This window comes from Dolichospermum heterosporum TAC447 (assembly GCF_024584745.1).
GTDB lineage: Bacteria > Cyanobacteriota > Cyanobacteriia > Cyanobacteriales > Nostocaceae > Dolichospermum > Dolichospermum heterosporum.
In genome coordinates this window covers 2,959,124-2,977,203 of sequence record NZ_CP099464.1, presented here as the reverse complement: position 1 = coordinate 2,977,203, position 18,080 = coordinate 2,959,124, and the positions used below count along the sequence as shown (strand labels likewise).

The 18,080-nt window shown below is 37.5% G+C and carries 12 protein-coding genes and 1 pseudogene; 9 read left to right on the top strand and 4 right to left on the bottom strand.

Annotated features, from left to right (window positions below; translation table 11 throughout):
- Positions 1-547 precede the first annotated feature (547 nt).
- From hpsA to NG743_RS13495, 5 genes are all read left to right on the top strand, one after another.
- On the top strand, positions 548-3,712 hold the full coding sequence (gene hpsA / locus NG743_RS13515) for a hormogonium polysaccharide biosynthesis protein HpsA (protein WP_257120243.1): 3,165 nt from the start codon (positions 548-550) through the stop codon (positions 3,710-3,712).
- A complete protein-coding gene (gene hpsB / locus NG743_RS13510; protein ID WP_257120242.1) occupies positions 3,712-4,437 on the top strand; it encodes a hormogonium polysaccharide secretion pseudopilin HpsB in 726 nt (241 codons plus the stop codon). Before hpsA ends, hpsB begins: the two co-directional genes overlap by 1 nt.
- Before the next feature lie 933 nt (positions 4,438-5,370).
- Positions 5,371-6,333 carry a hormogonium polysaccharide secretion pseudopilin HpsC gene (hpsC, locus tag NG743_RS13505; RefSeq protein WP_306459767.1) on the top strand — a complete coding sequence of 321 codons (963 nt, stop codon included), beginning with the start codon at positions 5,371-5,373 and terminating at the stop codon, positions 6,331-6,333.
- A gap of 612 nt (positions 6,334-6,945) precedes the next feature.
- A complete protein-coding gene (locus NG743_RS13500; protein ID WP_027403275.1) occupies positions 6,946-7,476 on the top strand; it encodes a type II secretion system protein in 531 nt (176 codons plus the stop codon).
- Between the two features lie 197 nt (positions 7,477-7,673).
- On the top strand, positions 7,674-8,747 hold the full coding sequence (locus NG743_RS13495) for a cyclic nucleotide-binding protein (protein WP_027403274.1): 1,074 nt from the start codon (positions 7,674-7,676) through the stop codon (positions 8,745-8,747).
- Positions 8,748-9,754: 1,007 nt separating this feature from the next.
- Here the strand turns inward: NG743_RS13495 and NG743_RS13490 are convergent.
- Entirely contained in the window at positions 9,755-10,090 is a 336-nt protein-coding gene (locus NG743_RS13490) for a hypothetical protein (RefSeq protein ID WP_027403273.1), read from the bottom strand.
- Positions 10,091-10,802: 712 nt separating this feature from the next.
- On the opposite strand from NG743_RS13490, the gene NG743_RS13485 reads away from it, so the two are divergent.
- Positions 10,803-11,405 (top strand): esterase/lipase family protein, encoded by a 603-nt coding sequence (locus tag NG743_RS13485; RefSeq protein WP_257122152.1) that lies wholly within the window; start codon positions 10,803-10,805, stop codon positions 11,403-11,405.
- Positions 11,406-11,878: 473 nt separating this feature from the next.
- Here NG743_RS13485 and NG743_RS13480 read toward each other — a convergent pair whose 3' ends face one another.
- From NG743_RS13480 to NG743_RS13470, 3 genes are read right to left on the bottom strand one after another with little or no spacing between them, the layout of a single operon-like run.
- Positions 11,879-12,310: a VOC family protein gene (locus tag NG743_RS13480; RefSeq protein WP_257120241.1), complete on the bottom strand. Its 432-nt coding sequence runs from the start codon at positions 12,308-12,310 to the stop codon at positions 11,879-11,881.
- Positions 12,311-12,370: 60 nt separating this feature from the next.
- On the bottom strand, positions 12,371-14,995 hold the full coding sequence (locus NG743_RS13475; protein ID WP_257120240.1) for a S8 family peptidase: 2,625 nt from the start codon (positions 14,993-14,995) through the stop codon (positions 12,371-12,373).
- Between the two features lie 38 nt (positions 14,996-15,033).
- Positions 15,034-16,035, bottom strand: coding sequence for an ATP-binding protein (locus NG743_RS13470; protein ID WP_257120239.1), 1,002 nt, complete (start codon positions 16,033-16,035; stop codon positions 15,034-15,036).
- Positions 16,036-16,642: 607 nt separating this feature from the next.
- Here NG743_RS13470 and NG743_RS26905 point away from each other — a divergent pair.
- From NG743_RS26905 to NG743_RS13460, 3 genes and pseudogenes are all read left to right on the top strand, one after another.
- Complete coding sequence (locus tag NG743_RS26905; protein WP_235335305.1) at positions 16,643-16,756, top strand: DUF2887 domain-containing protein; 114 nt, start codon at positions 16,643-16,645, stop codon at positions 16,754-16,756.
- A 277-nt stretch (positions 16,757-17,033) separates the two neighbouring features.
- Positions 17,034-17,246, top strand: a pseudogene (locus NG743_RS13465) (Rpn family recombination-promoting nuclease/putative transposase); the annotation flags it as partial.
- A 73-nt stretch (positions 17,247-17,319) separates the two neighbouring features.
- On the top strand, positions 17,320-18,078 hold the full coding sequence (locus tag NG743_RS13460; protein ID WP_027403269.1) for a TIGR00297 family protein: 759 nt from the start codon (positions 17,320-17,322) through the stop codon (positions 18,076-18,078).
- Positions 18,079-18,080 lie beyond the last annotated feature (2 nt).

The following is an 18,080-nucleotide window of genomic DNA, read 5'->3' as shown; positions in this document are numbered from 1 at the left end:
TATCTCGAATCTTGTTACTAGGGAACACCAAAAAATAAATTACCAATTTTGTGGGATGGGCATCCTGCCTGTCCTTGATGATTAGCGGGCAATTCGTCCCGCACCACAAGAAATTTTTGGGTATTTTTTTACAGCAAATTGTCATCAAACCCGGAACAAGAACCCCACCCCCAACCCCCTCCAGTATCAAAAGCTTATCCTTTTCTTCCCCCCGCTGCGGGGGGATTTAGGGGGGTGCGATGAGGGGGCTAAGATGTACCTTATATGATTGGAAATCGCTGTAATTGGAAGACTTCCAAGAAATAAATTATCCTGATTAACGAACCACGGAGGCGCAGAGGACACAGAGGAATAAGGGTTTGAGTTCCCTGTTCCCTTTCTCAACGAGTGAATTTAATTTTGTCCGACTACTTATTTTTGTTACAGTCAAGCGTCAATATCCTCTATTTCCTAATACTTCAGATAGATATTTAAGCAAGCGATTATAAATATAGTAATAACCGGGGTATTAATTCCCATCCCGTAAGTTTTAAGACAGTTATCAGGTATGTATCGCAAACGTCAGTTATCAAAAATCTTCACCAAATTGATTCGGCGGTTTTTGACCCACTCAAAAAAACAAATTATTTGGTTACTGTGGACTACTTTCGGTACTCGGAAACAATGGAAAGTAACAACCGCAGGTTTCGTATTACCGACAGTGGCAATGGTCTCAATGGTAGTAGTATTATTGACCACTACTATTATGTTACGTTCCTTTGACCGAGCCAAAAATGCTAGTAATGTCCGCATTAACGAAATTGTACTTAGTGCTACTATTCCAGCAATTGATCGCAGTCGAGCTAAAATCAACAAACTGTTTGAAGATATATCATTACCAAAAATCACCCCCACAGACGCAGAATTATATAAAGTTCTTGATGACATAAACAATATAGACAACATTAATAAATACACCTTTGCAGACGAAACCAAACTGCAAATAAGTTTTGATATTAGTGGCAATAGTATAATTGAGCAACCTACTACAAATACATCATTATATGATAACGAAACAGTAAATACAGCCTGGAAATTTCCCGTTGATACTGACAATAATGGGAAATTTGATAGTTACACTCTCTATGGCATTTTATTTAGAACTCCCAGAAATATTAGTGGTAAATATGCCCGCGCGAGAAACCGCTTAGAAGCCAGAACTTCACCAATGGTCAAAGGAATTTTAGATGCTAATTGCACCACAAATAACAACCCAATATTGGTCGGTAATACAGGTTGGATTAAACAAAATAATGAGCTAAAAAAATCTTTTTTTGTTTATACAGCTACAGTACCAATTATAACTTTGCCTAGTGATACTACTAACTATGAAAAATATCAAGGTAGTAAAGGTTTCGCTGCCCTAGAATATCAACAAGACCGCATCCAAATACCACCCAGTAACATTGCTATTTATAACGATGATCTAGAAATTAATCCCGATACAGCCCTAAATCTTAATGGTGGAATATTTACTAATAGTAATTTTTTAACAGGTGGTTCTGGTCAAGTTCAATTATATCAAATTAGTAGTAAAGAATCCTGTTATTACAAATCTAAAAATTCTAAAATTATCGTCGGTGGAAATTTAGGAGCAGGTGGTTTTAAAAGTGCGGGAACTACCACAACTAAAGTTGATTTATTCAAAGGTACCACTACTAATCCTGCTGCTTCTACATGGGAGGCATCTGTTACTAACAGTTCTAGTAACCTCATGTACAATAACCTCGCTTATATAAATCGGATTAATAAACTGATTGCTAGTCAATTTGCTAATGCTATTAGTAGTGATCCATCCGAAGTAAAAACAGGTATTGAAAATAAAAAACAAGATTTAGGTTTATCCAGTTTCACAACAGCGGAATTTGATGCAATTCGTCGTCAACAATTACAGCTTTATTTCCAAAAACGGACTCGTCGCGTACCTTATCAAGAGGTTAATTTTGCCAGTACAGAGACATTTCCTGCTAATGTACTTCAAGGTAGTGGTGATAAATTGCGTCCCATTGATAAATGGATGTATGCCACAGATCCCGGTGATGATGCTTTACTAGATGCGTCTGGTACATCAGGCATACAAACAGACGCGCAAAAATTAGTAAGTCCTGTTGACCATATTCTTGATTCTACTCGTCGTCCCAATGCAATTATGCTCATCAATGGAAGCAAACTAGGACGGGGAACAACAAATACTTACCGAGAAGAAGAAAAAGGTTTAATTTTAGCCAGTAATTTGCCCGTATACATTAAAGGTAACTTTAATCTCCATACTCAAGAGGAATTTACACAAACTCTAGCAAATGACTGGAATAATTTTTACACTCGTACTAGCACCAACCTTAATCCTAACTTTGCTTGTCGTTCTGGTAATCCTCAACTACCCAATTGTCCTACTGGGGATGAATGGCGACCTGCAACAGTGTTAGGTGATGCTGTTACCTTGCTTTCTGGCAACTTTAGAGAAGGTTTTCGTGATGAAGGAGATTATGACTGGAACAATAGTCTAGTTGGTACACCAGCGCCAGGGTTTTCCGCAGTTAATTTCTTTGGTGCAAATGGTAAATGGGCTGATATAAATAATTCTGGTTTTCCTAAAGACTTTGATACAGCCACAACAGGATACCAAGGTAGTTCCTATGTAAATAACTTTGTCACACCACTGGTGAGGATGATACCAGCCAGACAGTATGCTTATGAAATTTGTAGTTCAGCAGTGAAAGACGAATGTTTTTGTAGTGCAACGAATACCACTGCTCAATGTGCTGTCAAAACTAAACGCTGGACAATAAATAATGTTGCTTTCAATGGATATAACAGTTCTAGCGGAAATTCAAATGGTTGGGAAGCATTACCATTTAAGCGGCTGGCTTTGAAACGTAATTTAACTACCACGTTGCTAACTACTCCTCTAACTATCTACGGAATTCCTGCCAGTGGCAATAAACTAGCAGAATATCCAGTAGGTGGCACAACCTCACCAGCACTAGCCCTAGACTCCAGTGGTAATCAATTTCTTGTTCCTTGGTTGCTACCCAATAGTAGTAATGTATTTGAACCAGTTTTACAAATTCAAAAACCCTTTGCCACTGAAACTGACTCTACTAACACTACAGTCATAAGTAGTGTGACTAATACATCAAAAACACCAAAAGAGAATCAAGATAGTAGGAACTGGTTGCAGCCAGTATTAGCAGACACTACTTTTAACTTGAATGTCGCCGCAGGAGATAGTCCTGCCCGGCCAACAGAAGATAATGGTGGTTTACAAAACTTTACCCGGTTTATGGAGAATTGGGCATCTTCTCATGGTCAAAAAACAGCAAAGATTTCTGGTTCTTTTATCCAGTTGAAAAAAAGCACTTATGCTACGGGAACATATAACGTCAATGTGGGAGCAAGTAGCATTGTATATGCTATTGTGACTGATAGTGGTGCAACTACAGGTTATCTTCCTCCTAGGAGAAATTGGAGTTATGATGTCGCGCTTTTATCCCAATCTCCCGACAGATTCGCTAGTAAATTGGTACTCACATCACCTGATTTACCAGATGAGTATTTCCGGGAAGTTGGCAAAGATGATAAATGGGTAGAGACTTTGTTATGTGCTAAAACGACCAATTCCGGTACTCCCTACGCCCTAGCTCAAAATCAGCGCCCTTCTACCTGTAAATAATGAAACCCAAATCACAATCCAAAACATTATTTTACCGTGATTCCGGCTTTACAATTATTGAATCACTCATAGCTATGGTTGTAGTTAGTATTCTCCTAGTATCTATCACTCCTATCTTAGTCCTGTCGACAGCTATTCGTGTTCAATCCCGGCGCGTAGAAAAAGCAACTCAGGCTGCAAATACTTTTATTGATGGTATTAAAACTGGTTCAATTGTTACGGGTTCAAGTACAGCACCAAGTAAAAAAATTACTTTAGACCCGACAACGGTCAGAACTTCCGCAGATTATCTAATTGGTATCACACAAATGCCAGTTCCTAAAAGCAAAAGCGATGTAGATGTAAACTTGTATCTCTTGAAAGAAGATGGAAATACTTGTATAGCCAGTGATTCAGCTTGTCAACCAGACCATACAAATCTATTCAACGAGTTTTATGTTCAAGCTATGCCCATAATCGTTAATGGTATTCATCCAAAAACCAGTGGTTATCGTCTAGCAGTTCGGGTTTATCGCTCAGATGTTGATTTTAGTAAGCCTCTTTTAGCGAGTACAAGTAATGCCAAAAAAGTAGCTTCGTCTGTTGTGTCTGGTATAGGTAATCAGCAAAAACCATTAATAGAAAGAACTGTTGATATTGCCCACAGTAATACTACATTTCAGGCTCTATGTTACCGACTTGGACTGAGAAAAAATCAGAATGGTAATAATCAATTTTGTCAATAAATTGCGGCTCTACCGTTCCCTTTATCTAAGAGGATGTTTGAAAAGTTTTTAATGTATAAATAAACCCCTTTGGTAAACCTCTCCAGTATTAAATGTTATTCCTTTTCCCTCTCCTAAGAGGAGAGGTTTTGAAACCCCCCATTCCAGCTAAAAAAAGTTTTTTCCTTTTCCCTCTCCTTTTACAGCAATTCTCGTTTTCACGAAATTACAGTCATTGCAAGGGAAGGGAAGCAATCACAACCCTATCTAAGAGGATGTTTTAAAAGTATTAGATGAAACCGATAATCTCCAAAAACCTAACCCCCTGCCCCCTTCCCTACGAGGGAAGGGGGTTTTCAAAGCCTCTCCCCGCTTCGGGGAGAGGTTTGGAGAGGGGTTTGTTTATACATTAAAAACTTCTCAAACACCCTCTAAGTAATTGGACAAAAATATTTACAGTCATTGCGAGGGAAGGGAAGCAATCACAACCCTATTTAAGTAATTGGACAAAAATATTTACAGTCATTGCGAGGGAAGGGAAGCAATCACAACCCTATTTAAGTAATTGGACAAAAATATTTACAGTCATTTCGAGGGAAGGGAAGCAATCACAACCCTATTTAAGTAATTGGACAAAAATATTTACAGTCATTTCGATTCGTTCCATTCCCAATCAATACTGTTCGGTTAACGAAAATTTCTACGTAAACAACCTATTGTATAAAACCAACAAATCATTGAAAATGTTGGGTTTCGTTCCTCAACCCAACCTACGTATTTTTGTTTTTTAGTCTTAACCGAACAGTATTGCATTCCCAATGACATTGTGTAATTAATTCTGTCTCACTACTTACTCCTGCTAATGTTGGGTTATGCCTTCGGCTCCCGTAAGGGATACACTTCGTTCAACCCAACCTACATTAAATTAAAAGGTGAAATTAGATGATGATGAAAATGCTGAAATTGATCCTTGTAAATCAAATCAAAGTTTCTAGATTTATCCATAAATCTGGCGGTTTTACGCTCATTGAATTATTGGTAGCTTTGGTAATTGCATTTTTGATTATTGCACCATTATTCAACTTTATGATTAGTATCATAACCGCAGAGAGAGATGAACAAGCTAAGGCAAATTCTGACTTAGAAATTCAAACTGCACTTAATTATATTTCTCGTGATTTACAACAGGCTGTTTATATTTATGATGCTGCTGGTATTAATGCTATAAAAGCTCAAATGGCTTACCAAAGTGATAATACTAAAACTCCTATATTGGTTTTTTGGAAACGGGAATTAGTTAGTGGTGTAGTTCCCACTGTATCAGGAAATGATGATACTTTTGTCTATTCCTTAGTTGTTTATTATTTAATCAAAGATAGTAATACAACTTGGTCAAAAGCGGCTCGTATTGGTAGATGGCAAATTAAAGATGGTGTAGAACTTTCTAGTGGTGTAATTTGTACCGGATATGATAATAAAAAGTATGTTAATAACAAGAATTGTCCCAGTCCAGGTTTTGCTCCATTTCATGATTATTTTCAAGACTCTGATAGTTTAGAAATAGGAATGAACAAATGGAAGAAAAAACCTGAAATTACTTATACTGCTGATGCTATAGTGTTGATTGATTATGTAGATCAAACTACAGATTCGCCACCAGCAGCTACTTGTCCTAGTGATATCGCAGCTACAACTACAACACAGGGAATTACTTGGTCAGCAATTAAGTCAACGAGTATGACTGGTTTTTATGCCTGTGTAGATAGAGCGAATACAACAGTGCAGGTATTTATTCGAGGCAATACCCTGGCTCGTATTTATAATAGTGAAAATGCAATCAAATATACAGAGACTAGAAAAAAATTTTTTCCTACAACCATTGTGAGAGTGCAAGGACGGGGATTTTTATATAAATAAAGATATCAACTAATTAGTAGCTATAAAAAATCAAATATCAGTAAAAAACCGCTATGTAAAAAGGCATTATATATAGCAACATATGTATAGCAATTCCCAAGCTAAAAAATACACCCCACTCGCGCCGTCGGGTATCCTCCCCTTGGTAAGTGGAGGGTTGGTGAGGCAATACTTGTCGGTTAAGGAAATGTAGGTTGGGTTGAGCGACAGCCAAACCCAACAAAATCCTTGATAATGTTGAGTTATGGCTGATGCCTCCGGCGATAGCGAAGCGCTGCTGCAAGCAGTTCGCATGGGATACGTAAACGTTCCCCAACCTACCGGATAATAACTTTTTAGGCTTAACGGAGCAGTATTGGTTGGGGAACGGAATTTTGTATCTCATTAGAGTGGGTTAAACCAGTGCTTTTAAGATAGTTACCGACTTCTAACATTGTCATTCGCGCCAGCGTGCCGGAGGCATCTAGCTAACATTACCCCAGAAATGGGAGGCTCTTCGGAGCAAAATATTATGTCCAAAGTATTTGTTTTAGACACTGAAAAAAGACCACTAGTACCGCAAGGCGGAAGTCAAAAGTCAAAAGTCAAAATGAAGACATCCTGGAGGTTTAGATGATTTATTTATTAAATAGGCGATTTCAGGATGGGTTTACTTTAATAGAAATGATTGCGGTGGTGTTAATGATAGGGATATTATCAGCGATAGTTGCACCAAACTGGTTAGCGTTTATGAAAACTCGCAACTTAAATGTTGCCCAAGATCAAGTTTATCGAGCCATGCGTGAAGCCCAAAGCCAAGCCAGAAAGGAAAAGTTAACTTACCAAGTTAGTTTTCGAGAACAAAATAATATTGTGCAATGGGCAATTCATCCGGCTACAATTAACCCATCTAATGCTCAATGGAACGACTTAGATACTAGTGTGAGTTTAGATTCAGAAACCACATTAGAAGAAGTAGCTAATGGTGTGAGACTAGTCCGATTTGATTACATAGGTAGTGTAAAAGTTCCATTAGGACGAATCACCTTATCTAGTAAATCTGGTGGCAAAGCAAAGCGCTGTGTTATTGTTTCTAATATATTAGGTGCAATGCGAACCGCAAAGGAAAATAGTAAACCTGAAAGTAGTAAATATTGCTATTGATTTAGGAATGATACTCGGATACCCGACTTGTTAAAAAAGTCGGGTATCTATGACACTTCATTAAAAAAACACTAAGTAGGTGAACACAATAAAACCAAACTGTGTAAAGAAACGTAAAATCGCCCAAACCCTCTTCACTCTTGCCTCTTGCATGAGTGCCTTGCCATAACGACAATTTTCAACGCCAACCTACTTATATGATAGAGCAAGTTATTGCGGCTTTTGAACGGAAAGATTATCAAACAGCAGCCAAATTAATCCAACAAATGTTGGTAGAGTCCCCGGATAATCCTTGGGTACAATTGTATTTTGGTAAGTTAAAAGAAGTTTCTCTTCAATTCCCAGAAGCTGAAAAAGTATATCGTCAATTACTCCGCACCACGACTCATAGTAAAATTATTTCTCAAGCTCGTCAAGGTTTACAGCGATTACAAGAAGTTAAACAAGAAGAAAAACAAAGAGCTATAGTTAAATCTATATCTGCACCTCATAACAATGAACTGGGAATATTAGTTTTAGAACCGATTAATAATGAACTCAAAACCAGCGCCGCCAGCAATTTTGCCCAAATTATGCAAGTAGACGTTTACACAGCAAGAATGATATTACCTAGCCAAAATTGGCGAGTTTATCGCATTGCTCAAGTCGGAGAATTAGCATTCTATGGAACACAATTACAACAGGCTGGTATTCCCTGTTTTTGGGTAAGAATTCCCCAAATTCAACAGATTCAAGTATTTCAAGTTAAACATTTATCAATAAATAAATCTCAAATCAAGGTAGTTTGTCAAAATGAAGCAAATCAAACTGGTTCGATGAGATTTGATTTATCAGAAGTTACTAATAGAGTAATGGGACTTTTACCACTTTTTGAGCAAGTTATAGATGTTAATGCTAGAGGTCAACTAGAACGAAAAACTAAAACTCAAGATTATGCTCAATTTTGTGATTTACATCTACCAAATAGACGGAGTATTTTGCGAATTTATGATCAAGGCTATGAATTTCAACAAGGTTTAGACTCTCAGTCTCAAGCTAACCATAATACTATAAGAATAAACTGGAATAATCTAATGGTATGGATTGAGAAACAGTTACCTGAAGTTAAGGTGTGGTCAGATTTTCAACCCTTTGCACAAATAGTTATAGACCAAACGGACATCCTCAAACAAATCCCATCTCAGATTAATCTATTTCGTAGAGAACAAAGTAATTGGGATGCAGCTTTTCATTTATATAGTGGGATTATCTTTACTAAAAATGCTTCGTAGGGTGGTTGACAGTATTGGAGATTATAAATCGCTACTATAAGTAATTGGACAAAAATACTTACAGTCATTGCGAGCGAAGGGAAGCAATCACAACCCTTGGAATTGCTTCATTTCACTTCGTTCCATATGGCTAACGCCACGCAACGCTTACGCAATGACATTGTGTAACTAATTCTATCTCACTACTTACAAACAAAGTCCACGCAGGTGGACTAATGCAAAATTAGTTTTATCTGTATATACTCAAAACGGTTTGATTGTTTGATTCTAAACGTAGGGGTAAAGCAAGAGCTTCATTGGTGTCAACTTAAGCTCAAATCCCTACCACATCTCGTTCCTAGTCTCTGACTAGGAATGCAGTTGATGAGGCTCTGCCTCTAATATCATTGAAGGCAGAGCCTTCTAGAATTCATTCCCAGTCAGAGCAGGGGAATGAGATGACTTGAGTTCTTTGCGGGATAGAGGTTTTACGTTAAGTTGACACCATTAAGCTTTTGCTTTACCCCTACACATCTGGGTTCTTTGTCATTAGACATCTCCGGTAAAGATTGTAGAGACGTTCCATGGAACGTCTCTACAGGGGTTTCATGTCACGCATATTTAATTTTCACCAGATGTCTATTTGGCAAAAGTTTAAATCTCACCCGTGTTTAGCTTAATCAGCAGAAGCCCCACGTCTCACTCTTAGGAGCGTGGGATGAATGCGCGTGAGTTGAGTTGCGTAGCCCAAATTGTATTTAGCGTAGCGAAAACAAAGAAGGCTACAGCGACGAAACGAACAAAATATTGATTTTATGTTATTATAAAAAAGTAGGTGTAGTCCAATTAAATGCAGAAATGCAGCCTACAAAACAAAAAACAAATCTCAAAACCAAAGAACCGTGGGGCGCACGGTCTTAAAGCTCAGTTAATGTCCTCATAGAGGAGTCACTGAGAAGCCCACACTCACCTGAAAGGGAGTGTGTGGAGTACGTCACTATAGCCCCGATTTATGATCGTTTTGATACTTATCCGGGAGTTTTAACTTGACTTGCCATATCTAAAAAGACATTCATATTTACGCCGGGACGACGACGAGGACTATTGGTAGGAATGAGATATTTGGTGGCAAAATTGGTTTCAGTGGGGACTGATATTTTAACAGGTTCGGGCTTAGTCACTTTTACTGCTGCCGGTGTAGCTTTTGGTTCAACTTTTGGTGTAGGTTGTGCTGCTACTGTTGCTGGAGATTGAGTAACATTAGCTTCTTCCTTTAGTTCTAAGTAGTAGCTATTACCCTTGTTGCTAAACAATCCAGTAATAAAACCCACAATACCCGCAATGATATTTTTGATAAAGCCCATAAAAAATGCTCCTGGTTTGAATAGTTGGGACTGTTACCGAAATTGTTAAAAATTACGGTGTAATATTAAATTTGATGGCGTTATCTGCGGTCAATCGTTAAACCTCATGTTTGCTGATGAAAAGCCTATAATTACTACTGGCAAGTATTTGTAGGTCTTTTTTGTCGAAAACAGTTTTTAGTAAATAACGCAAATTAATTATTAAATTTTATTATAACTATAAGATTATGAGAACTTATTTCATAAATCTTAATAATCTAGATTCAGTCACAAAATTCTCATACATTGTATATCAATACTGCTCGGTTAAGCCTAAAAAGTCATCATCCGGTAAGTAATTGGACAAAAATATTTACAGTCATTGCGAGGGAAGGGAAGCAATCACAACCCTTGCGATTGCTTCATTTCACTTCGTTCCATTTGCAATGACATTGTGTAATTAATTCTGTCCCATTACTTAGGTTGGGTTGTGGAACGTAAACGTATCCCTGCGGGACACTGCGTGAACGCGAAACAATCGGAACGTCCACGCAGTGTGGCGTATCCCTGCGGGAGCCGGAGGCATCAGCCATAATCCAACCGAATCCTTGATAATGTTGGGTTTCGCTGTCGCTCAACCCAACCTACATTTCCTTAACCGATAAGTATTGCATTGTATATTTAAGATTGTAATACTGAGTTAAATTATTGATAATATTAACTAATTAAGATGATGGCAACAAAACAGCAAAATCCCGTTTTATTAGTGCATGGTATTAACGATACTGGGGCGGTTTTCAATAAAATGGCGTTTTCTCTGCGACAACAAGGGTTGTCTGTGCATACGGTGGATTTAATCCCTAATAATGGTTCTGAGGTTTTGGAGAAATTAGCCCAGCAAGTAGCTAATTATGTAAATGATACTTTTGCAACAGCGCAACCACTGGATATAGTGGGTTTTAGTATGGGAGGAATTGTCAGCCGTTATTATATTCAGCGGTTGGGGGGAATAAATAGAGTCCAGCGATTTATTACAATTTCTTCACCTCATCATGGAACTATAGTTGCTTATGGTACTTGGCTGGCTGGTGCTTTGCAAATGCGTCCTCATAGTGATTTTCTCAATGATTTAAATTCTGATGTCGAGATGTTAAAGCAGTTGGATTTTACATCTATTTGGACACCTTATGATTTAATGATTATCCCAACAGAAAGTTCACAACTTGGTATAGGCAAAGAAATAACTTTACCAGTGTTATTACATCCTTTAATGTTAACAGATTCTAGAACTTTATCAATAGTGGTAAAGATATTAACAAAATCAGTGAAATCATGAATGTTTCTTTACCAAAAAATACACTTCTTTTGTGATTCTGAAAGGTATTTACTCAATATACTCAAAACGGTTGGAACCTGGACTTTTGTAAAATCACGAAAAACCTAGATTAGTAGGAAAATTGTCGTTATGGCAAGGCAAAAGGCAAGAGTGAAGAGGGTTTGGGCGATTTTACGTTTCTTTACACAGTTTGGTTTTATTGTGTTCACCTACTTTTGTAGGGGTAAAGCAAGAGCTTCATTGGTGTCAACTTAACGTAAAACCTGTAGCCCACCTGGGAATGAATTCCCAGTCTCATAGCAAAAGTTGTCTTTTGATGACTAAAAATCCCTAAAAATCCCTAGTTTACTTTAGTAAACTTTAGCTATTAGCCTGGAACTTCAGTTCCAGGTGGGGCTGTCAGCCAAACAAATAAGCTAGACTGAAAACGGTTCATAGTTTAACTATTATCATCTGTAATTCGTTATGGACAGCTAATTTCTATCACCAATTTGGGTATGTTCAGTATTGCCAAAAATTGCTTCTGGATGACGATAATATTTAAATTCTATTAAATTATAAAAAGGGTCTTCTAAGAAAAAAGTCCGATGCTCTAGAAGGGAATCGGTAAAGCGGTATTTGGGTTCTTCTCTAAATTTTAAATCTTTGTTGTTTGCCCTTTCTAGTAATTCTTGCCAATCTGCTTCTTGGGTGAAAATTAGTCCAAAGTGTCGGGGATAAATTGCTTTTTGAGGTGTGAGGATGTCTTTCGTTGTATGTGCTACTAATTGATGTCCATAGAGGTTGAGAATCAAAGCGTGGGGGTTTTCGCGTCCGGGAATGCAGCCTAAACCGTCAACATAATAGGCTTTGGTGTCGGGGATATTGGTGACGGGGAAGGCGAGGTGAAATGTGGTTTGGTTCATGGTGGAGTAAGATGAATAAAAGAGGGTTTGATAACTAGTTATGGAATTAGTATCAGTTATTTACAAAGATTGAATTTGAATTTCTGTTTGAATTTCTGTTTCAATTTGAGCTTCAACCATTGGTGTATAAATGGGAATATCAGCTTGTATTGCTTCAAAACTTACAACTAGAGAGTATGGAACTTCAGCAAAAGGATCGTTATTCCAGCCTTCGTGTCCTACTACTGCTATGCAAAATGCCTCTCTTAAGTTATAAGATTTTACAACAGCCCAATCTTTTTGGATAGTTCCTATACTTCTGGATACATTTTTAATGCTTCTATAACGTTTTTCTTTACCAAGAGTCCAGGTAAATAATTCGTCTCCTTTTTCAGCATCTTCTGGAATCTTATGATTAGCTAACATTCTACCTAAAAAATGTTTTGAATCTTCACCTGCTTTGCTACAATCCCAATCTAACCAAGTTGATAAATACTTTCTTTTATTACGCCTTGTTCTGCGAGGTTGGGCTTTATATGATAATGTAATTTCCAATAAAATCTCAAATTCTTCTCCTGGTGATCTGAGACTGTCTGGTAATTTTACTTGATAAATGTCAACCTCTCCAGCTTTAATGAATTTCTCTCCTTGTGTGATTAGTGTGATACGATTAGGAGTATTACTAATGGCACGTTCAAGATTAGAAATACCATAGCCTATTTGACGGATTACATTATATTTTTCTTCATTTGTTTTTGCTAATGCCCAATCTGGCCAACGTGCTGATTGAACAATTAATGCTCGATATAGCAAACAACTTTCATTAGGGAACTCAGCAGCAAGTCTGGCCGCAATATGTGTTACTCTTGGTGCTGCAAAGGAAGTTCCAAAGGCATCCGCAGCAACTAAAGGACTAGGAGTAGGACTTAAAGTTGATCTTACTAATTCTGGACTGGTATTGGAATTACAACCCAAGGTTGGGGGTTGATTATCATCTTTCAAAATATCACCGCCATACTCTACTACTTCTGGTTTAACCGTGTCCCATATTCCCAAACCAGAACATGAAAATGGTGAGGGTTCATCTTTTTCTCCTAATGAAGACCAAGATAAATCACGAAAAGAATTTAGGGTAATTGAACCGACTGTTAAGGCTTGAAAACTTTGTGACGGGTTGGCAATTCTACAAGAATTTTCTGTCAGATAATCTGGGTATTCTCTACCAGCTAATAAGTGATATTTAACGGATAATCTTGGTGAAGTTCGATAGCTATCTAAAGGAATATTCCCAGCAGCTACTATAAAAAGAATATCTTTTTCATAACTTAATTGATCTATAGTATATGCCCAAGCACTCATATATCTAGTCCGACAAGGAGCATCACTAGCAAGTGAATGATTAAAGATTCTCGTTGCTGTTTGACTATAGTAATATTCAACTATCCTTTCTAATAAGTCTGGTGGATACAATTTATTTAATAATCTGCAATTTTTATCTAGTATTCTGGCGTTTTGTAACCAACAAACTGCTTTATAGATTCCTTTTCGGGGAATAGTTCTTGGATATAAAACTGCTCCTGCAACCCTTGTTCCATGTCCACCATTAGTAACCATGTCAGCAGTTAAATTGATTTCTGAAGGTATCAAAGATATTGAGTTAGCAGCATCAATAGCATTCTTTAGTAAAGGATGTTCCTGTTGAATGCCACTATCAATAATACACACTTTAGGAGCATTTTTATCAGGAGATTCTAATATAAATGAGTCATTTTCATATTCAGATATTTCATGATTAGGTAAAACTGTTTCATAAATATTCTCTTGTTCTGTTACTTCAAAAACATAAGGAAAATTAAATACTAAATCCTTTAATCCTAAGCCAGAGATTTGAATTAGGCATGAAAAACTATCAGGTACTCTAGAGAATTGAGGAGTAATACCATCTACAATACTTAAAATTTCACCATGATACTTAGGATTTGCCAGAAAATTTGATAAATCTTCTTGCCTTTCTGATGCTAATTCATCCCATTCTTGATAGGTTAGCTTACGATCTTCAATCCATTTATTGATTGCTTTTACATAATTTTCAGGATTTTTGTAGTTTTTTTGCTCAGGATATTCAGGTAATTTTGTTTTAGTTCCTAAACAGGATATACCTACTTCAACTATATAAATTTGGTCATCTCTTATTTGATCCCATTTCTCTAATAAACTGGGAGATAAAATAAATTCTGGATGTTGATTTTTATCAAGAACATTCAAAATTTTGGCGATTACACCGCCACCTTTTTGATTATTTATAAAATTTTCTATTTTCTTTTGTAGTTCACTAAGGTTAGTATCTGCTGATGCACCAATAATATATCCGTCTTCTAATTCGGATATGATCGCTATATCTGAAGTTCTCAAATCATCTAAATCAAAGGTTTCAGGATCAATTTCTAATATTAAACTTATGGCATCGGGAAGAGTAGCTTGCTTATTTTCTTGTTCTTCTTTCTCTTTTTCTTCTTTGAATGTTCGCCAATCATCCACTACGGAAGAAACTATGTTTTTAATTTTGCTTCCATGTCCTTGACGATTGTTTTTATTAATCTCTGTTTGAGTTTCTTTACTACCACCGCCACCACCTAGAGATTTAGCTGTTTCTTTGTGTGTAAGCGTAAGCTGAATATGTGGAAAACCTTGAGAACTTTGAACCATTTTTTTCTCCAAACACCAAAAATTTAACTCTCAAAAAACTAGGAAACCTTGATTTCCGCGATCGCTTCTTCTAAGTGTTCCTGAATCACTAATCCCTCTCGCTCTAAAATCGCTCGTTTAGCTGCATCTTGTGCAACTCTGACAGATTGAGCCGCAGAAAAATCTCTCATCTGCTCAATGATTCTTGTCCAGTTGATAGATCCCACTTCAATTGCAGATAGTGTTTCTTTTAGTATAAATTCTAGCTCCTGTTCTCCCGGTTTGGGTACTGCAATCAAATCATCAAATCTTCTCCATAAAGCTGTATCCAAAGATTTATTCAAATTTGTAGCTGCTACTAACAGACCAGAAGAAGGTTGATACTCATCCAGAATTTGCAAAAATGTATTTACAACTCTCTTAATTTCTCCTACTTCTTGATTGTCCTCTCTTGACTTAGCAATTGAGTCACATTCATCAAGGAACAACAAACATGAACTTTTTGCAGCATCCTCAAATACAAGTCTCAAATTACTGGCAGTCTCCCCTAAAAAAGACGACACCATTGCATCAAACCGCACTTTCAAAAGTGGTAGACCAGTATTCCACGCTAAACGTTCTGCTCCCAGCGTCTTTCCACAGCCAGGAGGTCCATAGAGAAGAATTTTTTGTCTGTAACGCAGTCCATGATGCGCTAGTCTGTCTCTGGCTGCATATTCACGTTCAATTCTTTGAAAACGTTTTTCGATGTTTTCAGGCAATACCATGTAATGACGTAGTTTATCCCTTGGTATAGTCGTTACCAGGGGAAGATTAAAACGCTTACTAGTTGGTAGTTCACTTAAACCTTGTAAGTTTTCTGGTGCAGAATAAGTAGGTTTAATGGAGTTGGGAGATTGATCTTTAGGTTTCTTTTTAGTAATGTTCTCTAACTGATCAGCAAGGAGAGTATGTCCTTTGCTGCGTTCTTCTTCTATAACTAGATATGTTAATTTGTCAATCGCTTCTTGATCTGAACTAGCGATCGCCCTAAAAAACCTTTTGAGAAGCTCTCCTTTCATAAAAATACCCGGTAAGTGGGAAACTCAGACACTTCAGTGCTGAGAGGGAAACGACTCGTGCGGTTTTAACCGCCTTGAATATTTTTTCATTACCGCCTTGGAGTTGGTAAATTCGGTGTACTTTTGTAATGTACTTTCAACGGGACAATTACCGATTCAAAATTCCCAACTCTGTACGCATAATGTGTTGCTCCGAAGAGCCTCCCATTTCTGGGGTAATGTTAGCTGATGCCTACGGCACGCTGCGCGAACGTCAATGTTTTAAGAGCTTTTTAGACTTGCAACACTGTTTCAGGGACTTTAAAACTGTTTAATTGCAAATGACAGAGCAGGGAACTAGCTACGCATTCCGGGGTGTCGTGACTCAAAAAACGTAGTCAGTGAAGACTTAGACTGGTCAGTACAGCTTGCAATTTCTTACAAGCTCAGTCCCTTTAGGGCTGAGTTACTGACATTGTCTCTCTCCGCAAAAATAGCAATTTCTTATTTGTGTAGTACAATTATACTGTTAAACATGGTGCATTGCAAATTATAACGCAATCACAACGTTTATATTAATTATATTAAGTTTTACAAATTCAATTTTGTTGATCTGACCTGACCACAAATGAAGACAGACACGATATTTTACACCCTCCTGCAAAATCTCCCCAGCGTTTTATTTGAACTGCTGGAAAAACCACCCCAACTAGTAGTCTGTCAACCCGAAAATGACGGGTGAAGGCAAGCAGAGGGAGAAGAGAGGCACCGGGGGCAGGGGAGGGAAGAACAGAAGTTTTTTCCGATCATTACCCGTCAAAATAAATTTGACGAACCACTAGCTACACACTACGAATTTTCATCAGTCGAAATCAAGGAACTAGCACGACGCATAAGTAGGTGAACACAATAAAAGCAATCTGTGTAAAGAAAAGTAAAATCGCCCAAACCCTCTTCACTCTTGCCTCTTGCATGAGTGCTTCTTGCCTTGTCATAACGACGATTTTCAATGCTAACCTACTTATAGCCGTCAGGAGTTAGAAGCGATGTTTGGATTAACAGAATGGCAACAAACCAGATTTTATCAAGAAGTTAAGGAAGAAACTAAGTTAGAAGCAATTCCTCGTCTTTTGAAAATGGGTTTGAGTGTAGAACAAATTGCCGAAGCACTGGAATTAAAAATTGAAGTAGTACAACAAGCAATAGAAAAGCAAGGGAGAAAGGAATCTTAATATGAATGTGGTAAAAGAGGATAAAATCATTTCATTAGCATGGAAATCTGAAAATACTCATAATTTATCACAGATGTTATCTTTAATAGGTTCTATTAATCCCTGGTTAATGGGAGTAGGCTTAAATGCAATTTTACTAGGAATAGTCGCAATTATTCCCAAAAAGTTGCTCACCCCGGCAGGTATACTTAATGCTGGATTATTAGGAGTAATCATTTGGGGAACACTAGGTTGGCAGGGATATCTAGTGGTGGTATTTTATTTTATTGTCGGTTCCGGGGTAACGCGCATTGGTATGGCAGAAAAAGAAGCCGCCGGAATTGCGGAAAAACGTGCTGGTGCAAGAGGTCCAGAAAACGTTTGGGGTTCAGCATTAATAGCGGCTTTATGTGCGTTGGGAGTGTTGTTTTTACCTGATTTTAAATATTTGTTATGTTTGGGTTATGTTGCCAGTTTTAGTACCAAACTATCTGATACTACAGCCAGTGAAGTTGGTAAAGCTTATGGTAAAAGGACATTTTTAATTACGACACTACAACCAGTTCCCAGGGGGACAGAAGGGGCGGTAAGTTTAGAAGGGACTTTAGCTGGTATGGTAGCATCAATAGCGATCGCCCTCATTGGTTGGGGAGTAAATTTAATTAATCCCCTTGGCATCTTATGGAGTGTCATAGCCGCATTTATCGCTACAAATTTAGAAAGTGTCATTGGTGCGACTTTGCAATCTAAATATACTTGGCTGACCAATGAGGTTGTCAATATCTTTAATACCCTGATTGGTGCAACTGCGGCGATAATATTGGCATTAATTTACCAAAGTGTTTTTGTTTAACT

What these genes read in the sequence shown, in the direction of transcription:
- hpsB (WP_257120242.1), top strand. Translation starts at nt 3,712, where the DNA reads ATGAAACCCAAATCACAATCCAAAACATTATTTTACCGTGATTCCGGC.
- NG743_RS13460 (WP_027403269.1), top strand. Translation starts at nt 17,320, where the DNA reads ATGTTATCTTTAATAGGTTCTATTAATCCCTGGTTAATGGGAGTAGGC.
- NG743_RS13470 (WP_257120239.1), bottom strand. Translation starts at nt 16,035, where the DNA reads ATGAAAGGAGAGCTTCTCAAAAGGTTTTTTAGGGCGATCGCTAGTTCA.
- NG743_RS13485 (WP_257122152.1), top strand. Translation starts at nt 10,803, where the DNA reads ATGGCAACAAAACAGCAAAATCCCGTTTTATTAGTGCATGGTATTAAC.
- NG743_RS26905 (WP_235335305.1), top strand. Translation starts at nt 16,643, where the DNA reads ATGAAGACAGACACGATATTTTACACCCTCCTGCAAAATCTCCCCAGC.
- NG743_RS13495 (WP_027403274.1), top strand. Translation starts at nt 7,674, where the DNA reads ATGATAGAGCAAGTTATTGCGGCTTTTGAACGGAAAGATTATCAAACA.
- hpsC (WP_306459767.1), top strand. Translation starts at nt 5,371, where the DNA reads ATGCTGAAATTGATCCTTGTAAATCAAATCAAAGTTTCTAGATTTATC.
- NG743_RS13490 (WP_027403273.1), bottom strand. Translation starts at nt 10,090, where the DNA reads ATGGGCTTTATCAAAAATATCATTGCGGGTATTGTGGGTTTTATTACT.
- hpsA (WP_257120243.1), top strand. Translation starts at nt 548, where the DNA reads ATGTATCGCAAACGTCAGTTATCAAAAATCTTCACCAAATTGATTCGG.
- NG743_RS13500 (WP_027403275.1), top strand. Translation starts at nt 6,946, where the DNA reads ATGATTTATTTATTAAATAGGCGATTTCAGGATGGGTTTACTTTAATA.
- NG743_RS13475 (WP_257120240.1), bottom strand. Translation starts at nt 14,995, where the DNA reads ATGGTTCAAAGTTCTCAAGGTTTTCCACATATTCAGCTTACGCTTACA.
- NG743_RS13480 (WP_257120241.1), bottom strand. Translation starts at nt 12,310, where the DNA reads ATGAACCAAACCACATTTCACCTCGCCTTCCCCGTCACCAATATCCCC.